The sequence below is a fragment of the Micromonospora sp. KC721 genome, from assembly GCF_004348355.1.
Taxonomy (GTDB): Bacteria; Actinomycetota; Actinomycetes; order Mycobacteriales; family Micromonosporaceae; genus Micromonospora.
In genome coordinates this window covers 1-15,711 of the sequence record NZ_SMJY01000148.1, presented here as the reverse complement: position 1 = coordinate 15,711, position 15,711 = coordinate 1, and the positions used below count along the sequence as shown (strand labels likewise).

Genomic DNA, 15,711 nt, shown 5'->3' with positions numbered 1-15,711 from the left:
CCCCGACACGCCCCCTCCCCCGCCGGGGAGGTGCTGCTCACCGCCGACCGGCTCGGCCTGCCGCCCCGGCTGGCCGCCACCGACTGTGCGGTACGCGCCGGCGAGGCGCTGGCCGTACTCGGACCCAACGGCGCAGGCAAGTCGACCCTGGCCCTGCTGCTCGGTGGGCTGCTGCGCCCCGGCACCGGCCGGGTCTGCGCCACGCCGGCCCTGGCCGGTCCCGACGCCCGAACTCCCCCGTACCGGTGGCGGGCACCCGCGTTGACCCGCCGGGTCGGCTCGGTCTTCCAGGATCCGGAGCACCAGTTCGTCACCGGTACCGTCTTCGACGAACTGGCGCTCGGCCCCCGCCGCACCGGCCAGCCCGAACCGGCGGTACGGGCCACGGTGGATTCGCTGCTGGGGCGGCTGCGGCTGATCGACCTGGCCGGCGCCAACCCGTACACCCTCTCCGGCGGGGAGGCCCGGCGGTTGAGCGTGGCGACCGCGCTGGCCACCGCGCCCCGGCTGCTGGTCTGCGACGAACCAACCTTCGGGCAGGACCGGCGGACCTGGCGGGAACTGGTGGACCTCTTCGCCGACCTGCGCGACGACGGGCACGGCGTGGTCACCGTCACCCACGATGCGGACTTCGTCTCCGCCCTGGCCGACCGCACGGTCACCCTGGCGCGGCCGTGATCGGCGTGGAGCCCGTCGCGGCCCCCGACGCGCCGCTGGCCCGACGCAACCCGGTGGCGAAGCTCGCCGCCGCGCTGGTGTTCTCGTTCATCCTGGTGGCCACCCTGGATCCGGTGGCCCCGGCGATCGCACTCGCCATCGAGTTGGCGCTGCTACCGCTGTTCGGCGTCCGGTACCGGGTGCTGGCCCGACGGGCGCTGCCGCTGCTGGCCGGCGGCGTGGGGATCGTGGTCACGCTGGTGCTGTTCGCCGCCGACCGCTCCGGCCGGGTGCTACTGGACGTCGGGCCGGTCCTGGTGACCGAAGGGGTGCTGGTCACCGCGCTCGGGCTGGTGCTGCGGATGTTCGCGGTGGCGCTGCCCGGGGTCATCGTCTTCGCCACCACCGACCCGACCGACCTGGCCGACGCGCTGATCCAGAACGCGAAGGCCCCGGCCCGTTTCGCCATCGGCGCACTGGCCGCGTTCCGGCTGGTGCCGCTGCTCGGTCAGGAGTGGCAGACGATCGCGCTGGCCCGCCGGGCGCGGGGCGTGGACGCTGGACGCAATCCGGTGGCCCGGTTGCGGCTGTTCGGGTCGACCGCCTTCGCCCTGCTGGTCGGTGCGATCCGGCGGGGCACCCGGCTGGCGGTGGCGATGGACGCCCGCGGCTTCGACGCCGGCACCCCCCGAACGGTCGCCCGCCGGCAGCACTTCGGCGCGGCGGACTGGCTGCTGCTCGTCGGTGCGGCGGTGCTGGCCGGCGGGGCGTTGGCGGTGAGCATCGCACTGGGCACCTTCCGCCCACTGCTCGGCTGAGCGCCGGCAGCCACGACCGGCGCGGGCCACAGCGCGGGCGGACGACCACGCCGACACCCGGCGCCGACGGGCCGTGGCCGCCGTCGGCGCCGGGTGTCGGGGCCGGTCAGCTGCGCCGGAAGGCGTACCGGCGGGTCTGCGCCCGGGCGCTGGTGGAGCCGCCGCGGACCGACCGGTCCGACGACCACGGCGGCGTGGCCCGGGCCGCGACCGACCGTTCGGCACGGTCGGCGGGTAGCACGGCCGGGGTGGCGGGTGCCACGGCGAGCGCGTCGAGGTCCGCCGTGGTCACCTCCAGGCCCGCCGACATGTCGGGCGCGGCGGCGAAGGGCTGGGTGCGCGGGGACTTCCTGGGACTGCGTTGGGCGGGCATACGTTGCCTCCTGCTACGGGTTCACAGGACCGCCAACCCACACGGGCGGGCGGTCGGCGGGCAGGGAAGCCCGGGCGACCGACCACAGAGGACCCGTTCAGGGCAACGCGGACGCCCGGAGCTCACGGACCCGCGACGACGGCGGGTCGGGCTCTGGATGAAGGGGCGTCAGATGCGCATGCCAGAACGGTAACGGCGGCCGGCGGCGGACGCATCCGATTTACCGGCCGGCACCGGACGCAAGCGTCCACCAGACGGGAACGCTCGGTGGCCGTGGCGTACCCACAGCCGCACGGGCCCACCATGGGACGAGCCGACCACACCACACAGCCGCAGGTCACCAGGGGTACGTACCGGGTGAGCGGGCGTCCCCGCGCGACGGCGCGCGGCGCGTTCATCACCCAGCGTCGACGTCCACTCCCCGGGCGGGGTCGGGCACGATACGGTCGCAGCACCACGGACGTACGAGAAGGGCGGACATAGATGGCGCAGCAGGCGACGGCGCAGATCGGGGTGACCGGGCTGGCGGTGATGGGCCGCAACCTGGCCCGGAACCTGGCCCGCAACGGCTTCACGGTGGCGGTGCACAACCGCTCACCGGAGCGCACCCGCAGCCTGGTGGCCGAGCATGGCGACGAGGGCGCATTCGTGCCGTCGGAGTCCCTCGCCGACTTCGTCGCCTCGCTGGAACGGCCCCGTGCGGTGATCGTCATGGTCAAGGCCGGCGCCCCCACCGACGCGGTCATCGACGAGCTGGTCCCGCTCCTGGAGGAGGGGGACATCGTCGTCGACGCCGGCAACGCGCACTTCGCCGACACCCGGCGGCGGGAGGAGGCGCTGCGCGAGCGCGGGCTGCACTTCGTTGGCACCGGCGTCTCCGGCGGCGAGGAGGGCGCGCTGCTCGGCCCGAGCATCATGCCCGGCGGCTCCGCCGAGTCGTACGCCAAGCTCGGCCCGATGTTCGAGAAGATCGCCGCGCAGGTGGACGGCACGCCGTGCTGCCGGCACGTCGGCCCGGACGGCGCCGGCCACTTCGTGAAGATGGTCCACAACGGCATCGAGTACGCCGACATGCAGCTCATCGCCGAGGCGTACGACCTGCTGCGGGCCGGGCTGTCGGCGACCCCGGCGGAGATCGCGGAGATCTTCCGGGAGTGGAACGCCGGCGAGTTGGGCTCCTTCCTCATCGAGATCACCGCCGACGTGCTGGCGCACACCGACGCGGCGTCCGGCCGCGCGTTCGTCGACATCGTGCTCGACCAGGCGGAGCAGAAGGGCACCGGCCGCTGGACCGTGCAGAGCGCGCTCGACCTGGGCATCCCGATCACCGGTATCGCCGAGGCGACGTTCGCCCGGTCGCTGTCCGGCCACGCCGGCCAGCGCGAGGCAGCCCGCCGCGCCTTCGGCGACGCCGGCGAGAAGTGGCAGGTCGAGGACCGGGAGACCTTCGTCGAGGACGTGCGGCGGGCGTTGCTGGCCAGCAAGATCGTCGCGTACGCGCAGGGCTTCGACCACATCCGCGCCGGCAGCCGCGAGTACGACTGGAACATCGACCTGGGCGGCACCGCCACCATCTGGCGCGGCGGCTGCATCATCCGGGCCCGTTTCCTGGACCGCATCCGCGAGGCCTACGACGAGCAGCCGGAGCTGCCGACGCTGCTGGTGGCGCCGTACTTCGCCGACGCGGTCAGCGACGGCGTACCGAGCTGGCGGCGGGTGGTCGCCGACGCGGCCCGGGCCGGCGTGCCCACCCCGGCGTTCTCCTCGTCACTGGCGTACTTCGACGCGCTGCGCGCCCAGCGGCTGCCGGCGGCGCTGATCCAGGGTCTGCGGGACAACTTCGGTGCGCACACCTACCGTCGGGTCGACCGGGAGGGCACCTTCCACACCCTCTGGTCCGGTGACCGTTCCGAGGTGGCGGGCTAGCCCTCACCCGCCGGTCCACCGCGTCCCGGTGGGACGCGCGATGACCAGGCGGTTTGCGGCATGTCGCGCCATCCCGTCCTTGGGACAGCGCGGCATGCCGCACTCTGTGCCCGGAGCATGCCGGGGCGGACACGACGACGCCGCCGCCCGGAGGGGCGGCGGCGTCGGACGGTCGTCACCAGAACCGGCGACGCTTGGCCTTCTGCGGGCGCAGCAGGTCGGCGCCCTTGGCCAGCAGGCGGCTCACGCCGGTGGGACCACGACGGGCCTCCAGCGAGTGGCTGAGCCGACGGGCACCGGCCGCCGCCAGCGGCACGGCGACCGCCATGACCGCCCACTGGGCGATCCGCTTCTGCATCATGTGGGTTCACCTCCGCGATCGGCTGCTGGGATGGTGATACCCCGGATCCGAGATCACCAATCGTGATCCGCGCCCCGTCCAGGTCAGGACGGCGGGGCGACCGGGTTGGGCAACGCCCCACCGAAGCGGCGGTCCCGCTGCGCGTACAGCTCGCAGGCGTACCACAGGTGGCGGCGGTCGAAGTCCGGCCACAGGGTGTCCAGGAAGACCAGCTCGGCGTACGCGGTCTGCCAGAGCAGGAAGTTGGAGATCCGTTCCTCGCCGGAGGGGCGCAGGAAGAGGTCCACCTCGGGGATCTCCGGATGGTAGAGGTACCGCGCCACGGTCTTCTCGTTGACCTTGGACGGGTCGAGCCGACCGGCGGCCACGTCCCGGGCGATCGCGGCGGCGGCATCGGCGATCTCCGCCTGGCCGCCGTAGTTCACGCAGAACTGCAGGGTCAGCGTCGAGTTGCCCCGGGACATCTCCTCGGCGGTCTGCAACTCGCTGATGACGCTCTTCCACAGGCGACCGGCCCGCCCCGACCAGACCACCCGGACCCCGAGGTCGACGAGCTGGTCGCGGCGGCGGCGGATGACATCCCGGTTGAAGCCCATCAGGAAACGGACCTCCTCCGGGGAGCGCCGCCAGTTCTCGGTGGAGAACGCGTACGCCGACAGGTAGGGGATGCCCAGCTCGATGGCGCCCTCGATGGTGTCGAAGAGGCTGAACTCGCCCTGCTCGTGGCCCTTCGTCCGGGGCAGCCCACGCTCCTTGGCCCACCGGCCGTTGCCGTCCATGACGATCGCGACGTGCTTCGGCAGGGCATCGGCCGGCAGGGCCGGCGGCCGGGCGCCGGACGGGTGCGGGGTCGGTGGCACCGGCTGGCGTCGGACGCCCCTCGTCGATCGGATCACTCGGTCCTCTCCCTGAACACAGCGGCGGTGGCGGGCCCGACGCGCGGCGGGACCGCACCCGGCCCCGCGCCGCCCGGCGGCGGAGCCGCGCCGGGCGCCGGAGCACCCCGGTCGACCAGCGGCAGCGAGCGTAACGCGCGCTCCAGGTGCCACTGCAGGTGCGCCGCGACCAGGCCGCTGCACTCCCGGCGTACGCCCGGGTCGGTGGCGTCGGCGACCACCCAGTCACCGCTGGTCAACGCGGACATCAGGTCGATGGTGGCCGGGGCGGGATGCGCTGCGCCGGGCGGCCGGCAGTCCGGGCAGACCGCTCCGCCGGCCGGCACGGAGAACGCCCGGTGCCGCCCCGGCGTGCCGCAGACCGCGCAGGCGACCAGCGCCGGAGCCCACCCGGCGAGGGACATCCCGCGCAGCAGGTACGCGTCGAGCACCAGCGTGGTGGCGTGCTCGCCCCGGGCGAGGGCCTTGAGCGCGCCGAGGGTGAGCTGGAACAGCCGCAGCGACGGCTCCCGCTCGACGGGGGTGAGCCGCTCCGCCGTCTCGGCGATCGCGCTGGCCGCCGTGTAACGGGGGTAGTCGCCGAGGAACCGCTTGCCGTACAGGTCGATCCCCTCGACCTGGCTGACGGTGTGCAACGAGCTGCCCTGGTTGCCCTTCGGGTCGCCGGCCAGTTGGAGGTCGACGTGCCCGAACGGCTCCAGCCGGGCGCCGAACCGGCTGGTGGTGCGCCGCACGCCGCGAGCCACCGCGCGGATCCGGCCGTGCCGGCGGGTCAACAGCGTGATGATCCGGTCGGACTCGCCCAGCTTCTGCACGCGCAGCACCACCGCGTCGTCGCGGTAGAGCTGTCGGCGGTACCCGGCCATCGGACCATTCTCCCCCGGGGTGGGAAATCAGGGTCGGTTCGGGGTGGACCCGACCACGTCCCTGATGTGTGAGCCAACGCGCGGCCCTAGGTTGGGAAGCATGGTTCTTCCCCGCAGCGCCGCGGCCCTGGGCGCGGCCACCGCTCTCATCCTCACCGCCGGGTGTGACACGCTGGCGTTCCGGCGGCTGGAGTTCGACCAGACCGAGGCGGTCCGGATCGGCACGGTGACGGTGCGGCCGGGCTCGGGCGACGTGGTGGTGCGGGCGACCGGCCCAGCCACCGAGGTACGCATCAAACGGGTGCTGCGCTACCAGGGCGACCAGCCGGCACGCACGTACGAGATCCGCGGTGACGAGCTGGTGCTCGACACCCGCTGTGGCCCCCACTGCTCGGTGTCGTACGAGGTGACCGCGCCGGAGGGAGTCACGGTCCGGGGCGAGACCGGCTCCGGCGACGTCGAACTGACCAAGGTCGGCACCGTCGACTTCGTGCTGGGCTCCGGCAACATCGGGGTCACCTCCGCCACCGGCCCGGTACGCGTCGAGACCGGCTCGGGCAACATCGACGTGACCGGCGTGGCCGGTGTGACGCGGCTGCGCGCCTCCTCCGGGGACATCACCGGCGACCGGCTCGGCGGCGAGGTGGACGCGGAGACCGGCTCCGGTGACGTCACCCTCGGTCTGGACCGGCCCGCCTCGACGCGGGCGCACACCGCCAGCGGGGACGTGACGCTGGGTGTGCCCCCGGGTCGGTACCGGGTGCGGTCCCACACCGGTTCCGGCGATGCCAGCCTGGGTGTCCAACACGATCCGGGCGCTTCCCTGCTGCTCGACCTGAGCACCGGCAGCGGGAACGTCACCGTCGACCAACGTTGAGGTCGACGGTGGTGCTCTCGGGGGCGATGTCGGCCCGGCGCGGGTCGGGCACCACCGCCCGTCCGGGTGCACCCACGCGGACCACCGGCCCGTCCACGCCGAAACTGGCGCCGGCCGGTGGCGGACTCGTCGGCATGTCCACGGAGCCGGCCCCGCCGGCTGCGGCCGGGCGCGCCGGGTCGGTCCGGGTCGGCGCCCGGCCGCCGGGGATCAGTTCGGGCCGGCGGCGGGCAGCCACGTCCTCCACCCAGCCGACAAGCAGGGTGACGACGCCGACCAGGGCGAAGACCAGCACCACCCGGACGGCCAGTCCCATCGGGTCGCGGTCGGTCCAGCCGACCAGCCCCACCATCGGCGTCAGCAGCACCACGAACGGCATGTGCCAGAGGTAGATCGTCAGCGCCCGCCGGTTCACCACGGTCACCAGCCGGCCGACCAGCGGACTGCGGTCCACCCAGGCGGCGGCGACCGGGGCGCGGCCGATCATCAGCAGGATGAACGCGGCCGACCAGAGCGCGTTGCCCAGCGGGATGTCGTTGAGGTCGTACCCGCGCGGGCCGGGGTGGGTGAGGATCCACCCGCCGCCGGCCGCGCCGAGGACCAGCGCCGTGGGCACCAGCACCCGGTTGGCCAGTCGTCGCAGCGTGCCGTCGTGGTGGGCGAAGCCGAGCAGCCACGCACCGAAGTAGAGACCGAAGTGGTGCAGCACGGTGGACGCGGTGGCCAGGATGCCGGACTCGATGGCGACCAGCAGGACGTACGGGGCCAGCAGGGTGGGCAGAGGCGCGCGCCGGAACAGCCAGAGCGCCACCGGCGAGGCGAGCACGAACCAGAGGTAGTCGCGCAGGTACCAGATCGGGCTGAGCGCCAGCGCCCCCCAGTAGTTGGCCGGCGGGTCGGCGACCGGGAAGAGCCAGAGCAGCACCCGCGGGTGCACCGCCAGCCCGGTCAGCAGCATGGCCGGTACGAGGACCGCCGCCACCACCCACAGCGACGGCAGCAGCCGGCGCAGGCGGCGCAGTACCGCGGACGGCCCGCAGCGGTCGAGGGAGGCCGCCATCAGCGAACCGGCCAGCGCGAACATCACCGACATCGCCGGGAAGACCAGCGTCAGCGCGGCGAGCCCGGTGACGTGGTAGACCACGACCCGGATGAGGGCCAGGGCACGCAGCAGGTCAAGGTATCGATTACGCATCAGCCTGCATCTATGTCAGGGGGCAAGGGGTAACTGTTCCCTACCCTGCGAGTCGATCCTGTGAAACCAGCGCATTATCGGGGCAAACGTGAGGTTTTGCACATCGCACGGGCCGTCCCGGCGCGCGCCGGCACCCCGCCCCTCCCGGCGACCGGCCTCAGAAGCCGAGCTTGCGCAACTGCTTCGGGTCCCGCTGCCAGTCCTTCGCCACCCGCACGTGCAGGTCGAGGTAGACCCGGGTACCGAGCAGCTCCTCGATCTGCCGGCGGGCGCGGGTGCCCACGTCCTTGAGCCGGCTGGCCCGGTGCCCGATGACGATCGCCTTCTGGCTGGGCCGCTCGACGTACACGTCGGCGTAGATCTTCATGACCGGGCCCTCGGGGATCATCTCCTCGACGACCACCGCGATGGAGTGCGGCAACTCGTCGCGAACCCCCTCCAGGGCCGCCTCCCGGATCAGCTCGGCGACGAGCACCTGCTCCGGGTCGTCGGTGAGCATGTCGTCCGGGTAGAGCTGCGGCGACGGCGGCAGGTAGCCGGTCATCACGTCCACCAGGGTGTCCACCTGGTGCCCCGAGACGGCGCTGACCGGCACCACGTCGGCGAACTCGCCCAGCTCGCTGACTGCCAGCAGCTGCTCGGCCAGACGCTTGCGGTCCACCAGATCGGTCTTGGTCACCACGGCCAGCACGGTGGCCTTCAGCTCGGCCAGCTCACCGCTGATGAACCGGTCACCCCGACCGATCGGCTCGTCGGCCGGGATGCAGAGCCCGATCACGTCGACCTCGCTCCAGGTCGAGCGAACCAGGTCGTTCAGGCGCTCGCCGAGCAGCGTACGGGGGCGGTGCAGGCCCGGCGTGTCCACCAGGACGAGCTGGGAGTCCGGGCGGTGCAGTACGGCCCGGATCACGTGCCGAGTGGTCTGCGGCTTGCTCGAGGTGATCGCGATCTTCTGGCCGACGATCGCGTTGGTCAACGTCGACTTGCCCGCGTTGGGTCGGCCGACGAAACAGGCGAACCCCGCCCGGTACGGACGCTGGGTGACGTCGGCGGTCACTCGACCACCGTGCCAAGGACCGTGCCGTCCGGCGCGGCGACGTGGATCGGCGCGTCGGCGGCAAGATCCCGCACGGCGGCGTGCCCCGCCCCGTCCAGCGTCGACGCCTCGGTCACCACCACGGCCGCCTCCAACCGGGTGGCTCCCGCCGCGACGGCGGAGGCCACCGCCAGCTGAAGCGCGGTGAGGGTCAGCGACGGCAACGCGACACTGGCCGCGGCGTACGTCCGGCCGTCCTGGTCGCGGACCGCCGCGCCCTCCACGGCCCCCACTCGACCTCGGGCGCCCCGGGCCAGGACGACCAGCTTGCCGTCCTCGGCGCTCAACGCGGCCGGGTCGGACGGGGTGGGCCGGGCGGCCGGTACGGCGGGTGACTCAGGCATCGGCGGGTTGCCTCTCCTCGGTTCTGGACTGGTCCGTGCGGGACTCGGTGGACTCGCCGCCCCCCGCTGGCTGGCCGCCTGGCTCGACCCGGCTGACCAGCACGGTGTCGATCCGGTTGCGCCGGCCGGTGGTGCCCTCGGCGAGCAGGCGCAGCCCGGCGACCTCGGCTTCGGCGCCGGGGATCGGCACCCGGCCCAGCGCCTGGGCCAGCAAGCCACCGACCGTCTCCACCTCGTCGGTGGGCAGCTCGGTGTCGAACAGCTCACCGAGATCCTCCACCGGGAGCCGGGCGGTCACCCGCACCGACCCGTCCGCCAGGTGCTCGACCGGCGGGCGTTCGACATCGTACTCGTCGGTGATCTCCCCGACGATTTCCTCCAGGATGTCCTCGATGGTGACCAGGCCGCCCGTGCCGCCGTACTCGTCGACGACGATGACCAGATGGTTGCGGGCGGCCTGCATCTCCGAGAGCAGGTCGTCGACCGGCTTGGACTCCGGCACGAAGGTCGCCGGTCGCATCAACTCCCGGACCGGCGTCTGGTGGTCGCGTGGGTCGCCACCACGGGTACGCCGGATCAGGTCCTTGAGGTAGAGCACACCGAGCACGTCGTCGACGCTCTCCCCGATCACCGGGATCCGCGAGAAACCGGAGCGCAGGAAGAGCGTCAGCGCCTGGGAGAGGGTCTTGCCCTCCTCGATCCACACCATCTCGGTACGCGGCACCATCACCTCCCGGGCGATGGTGTCGCCGAGGGCGAAGACCGAGTGGATCATCTGCCGCTCGCCGTGCTCCACGACACCGCGCTTCTCGGCCAGGTCGACCAGCTCACGCAGTTCCACCTGGGTCGCGAACGGGCCCTCCCGGAAACCGCGCCCCGGAGTGACCGCGTTGCCGATCAGGATCAGCAGCGAGGCGAGCGGGTTGAGCGCCCGGCCCAGCCAGCGCACCAACGGCGCCACCGACCGACCGACCGCGTACGCGTGCTGCCGGCCGAGGGTACGCGGGGCCACGCCGACCACCACGAAGCTGACCACGGTCATCGCGCCGGCGGTGAGCAGCGCCGCCCGCCAGCCCGCACCGTAGGTGTCCACCGCGACCAGCGCCACCAACGTGGTGGCGGTCAACTCGGCGAGCAGCCGAAGCAGCAGCAGCAGGTTGAGGTGGCGGACCACGTCACCGGCGACCGCCTGGAGCGTGCCCGCACCTCGCGCGCCGTCCCGGGCCAGCTCGGCGGCCCGCGCCGGAGAGACGGCGGCCAACGCCGCCTCGGTCATCGCGATCAGGCCGGCGAGCACCACCAGACCGGCGGCGAAGAAGATCAACTGGAGGTCGGGCAGACCCGCTGTCGGGCCCGCCGCGAGAGTGTCCATCACCGGGTCCGGGTCGACCGCCAGCTGGCCAGCAGTCGCGCCTGGAGCCCGAACATCTCCCGCTCCTCCTCCGGCTCGGCGTGGTCGTACCCGAGCAGGTGCAGCACCCCGTGCACGGTGAGCAGGTGCAGCTCGTCGGCGGCCGAGTGCCCGGCGGCCGCGGCCTGCTTGGCGGCCACCTCCGGGCAGAGCACGATGTCACCGAGCAGGGCCGGCTCGCCACCGGCCGGGCCGCTCTCGCCCGGGCCGTGGTCGACGCTGCCCTCGTCCATCGGGAAGGCGAGCACGTCAGTCGGCCCGTCCCCGCCCATCCAGCGGTGGTTCAGCTCGGTCATGTAGTCGATGTCGACCAGCAGCACGGAGAGCTCGGCGAGGGGGTTGACCCCCATCTCGTCGAGGGCGTGCCGGGCGACGGCGAGCACGGCGTCGGTGTCGACCTCGACGCCGGACTCGTTGGCGATCTCGATGGACATGTCTTCCTCTGTCATTAGCGGCGCCGACCGGCCCGGCCGCCCTGGGCGGTCCGCCCGGGCACGGCGTGCACGCCCTGCGCCTGCTGGTTCTCCCGCTCGGCGTCCCAGCGGGCGTACGCGTCGACGATCTCCCCGACCAGTTTGTGCCGGACCACGTCGGAGCTGGAGAGCGGGGCGAAGTGCACGTCCTCGACCCCCGCCAGAATCTCCCGGACCATCCGCAGCCCACTGGTCGTCCCGCCGGGAAGGTCCACCTGGGTGACGTCACCGGTCACCACGATCTTGGAACCGAAGCCGAGCCGGGTGAGGAACATCTTCATCTGCTCGGGCGTGGTGTTCTGCGCCTCGTCGAGAATGATGAACGCGTCATTGAGGGTGTTGTGTGTGACCAGGAAGTGGTCGGTGACGTACAGCGAGTCCTCCGCCGCGACCTGGATGCACATCGTTTCCTGCACGCCGGCCGGGATGATCGAGTCGATGAACCGCATCGGCCGACCACCGCCATGCTCGTCGTACAGCCGACGCTTGCGGGACAGGCGGAAGGGCGCGATCCCGGCAGGCAGCCGGATCTCCACGACGTAGGCGTCGGCCCGGTACGAGACCGGACGTCCCTTCGCCAGGCCGGGCCTGCGCCCCTCGGCCTCCCGGACCCGCCAGGTGGCGACGCCACCCAACGACTGGACCAGGTGGACCACGTCGTCGCGCAGTCGGGGGGACGTCGTGCAGTACTGCACCCGGCAGGTGCGACCCGCCTGGACGACCGCCCCGCCGTCGGTGTCCAGCAACCCCTGCAGCACGGCCAGACGAACGTCGAGGCTGTTGGACTTGTACACGTCGGGGACGAACTTCGTAGCCGACGTCGTACCGGCCAGGCTCAGCTCACGCAGGGCCGCCGTCACCGGGTTGGCCACGATGACGCCGCCCCGGTGACCCTTGACGTGCCGGACGACGTAGTCGTAGTTGCTCTTGTGGACCAGCTCGATGTCGGTGAGCGCCTGCTCCAACGCGAGCGCGAGTTCCGGATCCCCGGTGCTGAACGCCGGCGTGGTCTGACACGAGATCGAACCGTCACCGAGCAGCAGACCGAGCGCGTACGGGTCGAGCGGGACGTCCCGGGGCTCCATCTGCACCGGTGCCACGACGGGAAGCTCGTACCGGCGAGTATGACCCCGCCACTCCTTGCCGATCATCTCCCGCGTCTCGAGCGTGCGCCGGCGCCCGCGCCGCTTGTCGTCCGGGGTGGCGACGGTCCAGAGGTGCTCGCCGCAGCAGAGGGTGGAAGCCCCGTCCTGCGTGGTGACCCGGTAGACCTTCCGGGGCCCCTGAGGGTAGATGCCGATCACCGGGGTGGGTGTCCCGTTCGAGCCGATGACCAGGTCACCGATCCGGAGCGACCCGAACGGCTTGAAGCCCTCCGGGGTCAGCACCCGCGCGTCGTACGGCTGCGCACGCCCGCGCATGTATGCCAGCGGCGCCACCTCGATCGTGCCGGCGGCCATCAGTTTCGGGATGGACTCCGGGTCGAGCATGTCGTGCAGCGCGTCGTAGAGCGGGCGCAGGTACGGGTCGATCTTCTCGTTGAGGGTGCCGGGCAGGAAGCCCAGCCGCTCCCCCGCCTCGACCGCCGGCCGGGTGAGGATGATCCGGTTGACCTGCTTGGCCTGCAGCGCCTGCACGGCCTTCGCCATCGCCAGGTAGGTCTTGCCGGTACCGGCGGGGCCGATGCCGAAGACGATGGTGTGCGCGTCGATCGCGTCGACGTACTTCTTCTGCCCGAGGGTCTTGGGACGGATGGTGCGCCCGCGCCGGGACAGGATGTTGAGGGTGAGGACCTCGGCGGGCCGCTCGGCGCTGCCCTGCTCGAGCATGCCGACGGTACGCCGGACGGCGTCGGTGGTCAGGGTCTCGCCTTTCTCGATCAGTTCGAGCAGCTCGCTGAAGAGGCGCTCGGCGAGGGCGTTGTCGGCGGGCGTACCGGTGATGGTCACCTCGTTGCCACGCACGTGCACGTCACTGTTGATCGAGCGTTCTACGAGCCGCAGGATCTCGTCGCCCGCGCCGAGCAGATTCACCATGATCTTGGGGTCGGGGACCGTGATCCTGGTCTGCACCCGGGGCGGGCCGGGAGGTGGGGTGCCGGTCATAGCTCGGGCCGTCGGGCCCTGTGCCACCTGCTTCCGATCTCGGCGCCGGGCCCTGCTGGCGCGGCGTGCGGACGTTGTACCCATGGTATCCGTTCCGCGGCGGGGGCACCCGGTCCATTTCCGCCTGCGGCAGACCGGACCAAACGCCCGCCGGCTGCGCCCAGCTGCTTGATCGACTCCGAGGGCCGGTCAGCGGGCGAGCATCGGGCCCAGCGGCGCGCCGCCGAGCAGGTGCGCGTGCACGTGGAAGACCTCCTGCCCGCCGTACGCGCCGGTGTTGAACATCAGCCGAAAGCCGTCGCCGAGCAGCCCCTCGTCCTCGGCCACGGCGGCGGCCGTGGCCAGCACCTCACCGGCGAGCGCCGGGTCACCCTGGCCCAGCGTGGCCACGTCGACGTAGTGCTCCTTGGGGATGACCAGCACGTGTACCGGCGCCTTCGGGTCGATGTCGCGGAAGGCGAGCGTGCGGTCGGTTTCCCGGACGATGGTCGCCGGGATCTCCCCGGCGACGATGCGGCAGAACAGGCAGTCAGCTCCCATTCGGGCATCGTAGGTCGTACCGACCGGCTCGCCCGCGACGCGCCCCCGCGATTCCGGCCGGTCACCCGCCGCCGGCCCGGCTCTCACTCGTGGTCACCCACGGCGGCCGGCCAGGCGAGCACAGCCGCGCTGACCCCGGAGCATCGGGCGGCGCGGCCGTGCGTGGGATCACCAGCGGGCGAGGCGGGTGGCGAGGACGGTCAGGGCGACCACGCCGGCGGTGGACGTACGCAGCACCGACGGGCCGAGGCGGACCGGGCGGGCACCCGCCTCGGTGAAGGCGGCCAGCTCAGCCGGGGCGATGCCGCCCTCGGGCCCCACCACCAGCACGATCTCGCCGGTGTCGGGCAGGTCGACAGCGGTCAGCCGCTCCTGCGCCTCCTCGTGCAGCACGAACGCCGTCTGCGCCCCGGCGATCCGCCGCGCCACGGCGGCGGTGGACTCGTCGGGCGCGCCGGCCACCACCGGCAGCCACGGACGGCGGGCCTGCTTGGTCGCCTCCCGGGCGGTGGCGACCCACTTCTCCCTGGCCCGTACGCCGCGATCGCCCCGCCACTGCGTCACCGACCGGGACGCCGCCCAAGGCACGATCTCGTCCACCCCGACCTCGGTCATCGCCTGCACGGCCAGCTCACCCCGGTCACCCTTGGCGATGCCCTGCACGACGACCAGCCGGGGGGCCTCGGCGTCGGCGTACCCCCGGGCGGTGACCCGCAGGTCGAGGGTGCCCCGGCCGACGGCGGCGACCACGGCGGCGGCCGTGCCGCCCCGGCCGTCGGCCAGCAGCAGTTCCTCACCGACGCGCAGCCGCTGGACGGTGGCCGCGTGACGCCCCTCCGGGCCGTCCAGGGTCAGCGTGTCCGCAACCGGCAGTGCCTCGACCAGGAACAGCGGTGCGGACACTCAGGCGTGCCCGTTGAACGCGTCGCGCATCCGGGAGAAGAAGCCGCCCTGCTTGGTCAGCTCGGCGACCTCCTCGCCCCGGGTCTTGGCGAACTCGCGCAGCATCCGCTCCTGCTCGGCGTCGAGCTTGGTCGGGGTCCGCACGTCGAGGTGGACGTAGAGGTCGCCCCGGCCGGTGCCGCGCAGGTGCGGCACGCCCCGGGCGCGCAGCCGCAGCGTACTGCCCGGCTGGGTGCCGGGCTTGACGTCGACCGTCTCCTCGCTGTCGAGGGTCTTGATGGTCAGCCGGGTGCCGAGCGCGGCGGCGGTCATCGGCACGGTGACCCGGCAGTGCAGGTCGTCGCCCTTGCGGGAGTAGACGTCGTGCGGCCGTTCGTGGATCTCCACGTAGAGGTCGCCGGCGGTGCCACCGCCCGGGCCGACCTCGCCCTGCTGGGCGAGCCGGATCCGCATGCCGTCCTCGACGCCGGCCGGGATCTTGACGGTCAGCGAGCGGCGGGTCCGCACCCTTCCGTCGCCGGCGCAGGTCGGGCAGGGGTGCGGGATGGTGGTGCCGTAGCCCTGGCAGACGGTGCACGGCCGGGCGGAGACCACCTGGCCGAGGAAGGTGCGCTGCACCGACTGCACCTCGCCCCGGCCGCCGCACGCCTCACAGGTGGCCAGGTGGGTGCCGGCCGCGGTGCCCGCCCCGGAGCAGGTGGTGCAGAGCACCGCGGTGTCGACGGTGATCGGTGCCTCGACGCCGAACGCGGTCTCGTGCAGGTCCAGCTCGAGCCGCAGGATCGCGTCGGCCCCGGGCCGGGTACGCGGGCGCGGCCCTCGGGCGCCGCCGGCAGCCCCGCCGAAGAAGGCGTCCATGATGTCCTGGAA

At 72.9% G+C, this 15,711-nt stretch carries 17 protein-coding genes and 2 pseudogenes; 4 read left to right on the top strand and 15 right to left on the bottom strand.

Annotated elements, in window-relative coordinates:
• On the top strand, positions 1-678 hold a 678-nt coding region (locus tag E1182_RS22175), incomplete at its 5' end, for an ABC transporter ATP-binding protein (protein WP_132268472.1).
• The gene (locus E1182_RS22170; RefSeq protein ID WP_132268470.1) at positions 675-1,475 is read left to right on the top strand and encodes an energy-coupling factor transporter transmembrane protein EcfT; all 801 of its coding nucleotides are present in this window, start codon (positions 675-677) and stop codon (positions 1,473-1,475) included. The genes E1182_RS22175 and E1182_RS22170, both read left to right, overlap by 4 nt.
• 106 nt (positions 1,476-1,581) lie before the next feature.
• Here E1182_RS22170 and E1182_RS22165 read toward each other — a convergent pair whose 3' ends face one another.
• On the bottom strand, positions 1,582-1,848 hold the full coding sequence (locus tag E1182_RS22165) for a hypothetical protein (RefSeq protein WP_132268468.1): 267 nt from the start codon (positions 1,846-1,848) through the stop codon (positions 1,582-1,584).
• Between the two features lie 483 nt (positions 1,849-2,331).
• Here E1182_RS22165 and gndA point away from each other — a divergent pair, with 483 nt between their 5' ends.
• Positions 2,332-3,774, top strand: coding sequence for an NADP-dependent phosphogluconate dehydrogenase (gndA, locus tag E1182_RS22160; protein ID WP_132268465.1), 1,443 nt, complete (start codon positions 2,332-2,334; stop codon positions 3,772-3,774).
• 175 nt (positions 3,775-3,949) lie between these two features.
• Here gndA and E1182_RS22155 read toward each other — a convergent pair whose 3' ends face one another.
• The 3 genes from E1182_RS22155 to recO form a co-directional block, all read right to left on the bottom strand.
• Complete coding sequence (locus E1182_RS22155) at positions 3,950-4,135, bottom strand: hypothetical protein (RefSeq protein ID WP_132268463.1); 186 nt, start codon at positions 4,133-4,135, stop codon at positions 3,950-3,952.
• Positions 4,136-4,218: 83 nt separating this feature from the next.
• Positions 4,219-4,995 carry an isoprenyl transferase gene (locus E1182_RS22150; RefSeq protein WP_207921480.1) on the bottom strand — a complete coding sequence of 259 codons (777 nt, stop codon included), beginning with the start codon at positions 4,993-4,995 and terminating at the stop codon, positions 4,219-4,221.
• 32 nt (positions 4,996-5,027) lie between these two features.
• Complete coding sequence (recO, locus tag E1182_RS22145; RefSeq protein WP_132268457.1) at positions 5,028-5,897, bottom strand: DNA repair protein RecO; 870 nt, start codon at positions 5,895-5,897, stop codon at positions 5,028-5,030.
• A gap of 100 nt (positions 5,898-5,997) precedes the next feature.
• Between recO and E1182_RS22140 the strand changes: the two genes are divergently transcribed.
• Entirely contained in the window at positions 5,998-6,774 is a 777-nt protein-coding gene (locus E1182_RS22140; RefSeq protein ID WP_132268455.1) for a DUF4097 family beta strand repeat-containing protein, read from the top strand.
• Here E1182_RS22140 and E1182_RS22135 read toward each other — a convergent pair.
• From E1182_RS22135 to E1182_RS22095, 11 genes and pseudogenes are all read right to left on the bottom strand, one after another.
• Positions 6,755-7,969 carry an acyltransferase gene (locus E1182_RS22135; RefSeq protein ID WP_132268452.1) on the bottom strand — a complete coding sequence of 405 codons (1,215 nt, stop codon included), beginning with the start codon at positions 7,967-7,969 and terminating at the stop codon, positions 6,755-6,757. The two genes, E1182_RS22140 and E1182_RS22135, sit on opposite strands and share 20 nt — an antisense overlap.
• A 157-nt stretch (positions 7,970-8,126) precedes the next feature.
• On the bottom strand, positions 8,127-9,026 hold the full coding sequence (gene era / locus E1182_RS22130) for a GTPase Era (protein ID WP_132268450.1): 900 nt from the start codon (positions 9,024-9,026) through the stop codon (positions 8,127-8,129).
• Complete coding sequence (locus E1182_RS22125) at positions 9,023-9,409, bottom strand: cytidine deaminase (protein WP_132268448.1); 387 nt, start codon at positions 9,407-9,409, stop codon at positions 9,023-9,025. Before E1182_RS22125 ends, era begins: the two co-directional genes overlap by 4 nt.
• Complete coding sequence (locus E1182_RS22120; RefSeq protein ID WP_207921479.1) at positions 9,402-10,805, bottom strand: hemolysin family protein; 1,404 nt, start codon at positions 10,803-10,805, stop codon at positions 9,402-9,404. Before E1182_RS22120 ends, E1182_RS22125 begins: the two co-directional genes overlap by 8 nt.
• Positions 10,781-11,254, bottom strand: coding sequence for an rRNA maturation RNase YbeY (ybeY, locus tag E1182_RS22115; RefSeq protein WP_132268443.1), 474 nt, complete (start codon positions 11,252-11,254; stop codon positions 10,781-10,783). Before ybeY ends, E1182_RS22120 begins: the two co-directional genes overlap by 25 nt.
• Before the next feature lie 14 nt (positions 11,255-11,268).
• On the bottom strand, positions 11,269-11,697 hold the full coding sequence (locus E1182_RS32435; protein WP_256370849.1) for a PhoH family protein: 429 nt from the start codon (positions 11,695-11,697) through the stop codon (positions 11,269-11,271).
• 198 nt (positions 11,698-11,895) lie between these two features.
• A pseudogene (locus E1182_RS32430) lies at positions 11,896-12,378 on the bottom strand (LAGLIDADG family homing endonuclease); the annotation flags it as partial.
• Positions 12,379-12,656: 278 nt separating this feature from the next.
• A pseudogene (locus tag E1182_RS32425) lies at positions 12,657-13,398 on the bottom strand (PhoH family protein); the annotation flags it as partial.
• Positions 13,399-13,587: 189 nt separating this feature from the next.
• Positions 13,588-13,938: a histidine triad nucleotide-binding protein gene (locus E1182_RS22105; RefSeq protein WP_132268437.1), complete on the bottom strand. Its 351-nt coding sequence runs from the start codon at positions 13,936-13,938 to the stop codon at positions 13,588-13,590.
• 168 nt (positions 13,939-14,106) lie between these two features.
• Positions 14,107-14,841, bottom strand: coding sequence for a 16S rRNA (uracil(1498)-N(3))-methyltransferase (locus E1182_RS22100; protein ID WP_132268434.1), 735 nt, complete (start codon positions 14,839-14,841; stop codon positions 14,107-14,109).
• Positions 14,842-15,711 (bottom strand): DnaJ C-terminal domain-containing protein (locus E1182_RS22095; RefSeq protein WP_132268431.1); only part of this gene is annotated, 870 nt, incomplete at its 5' end.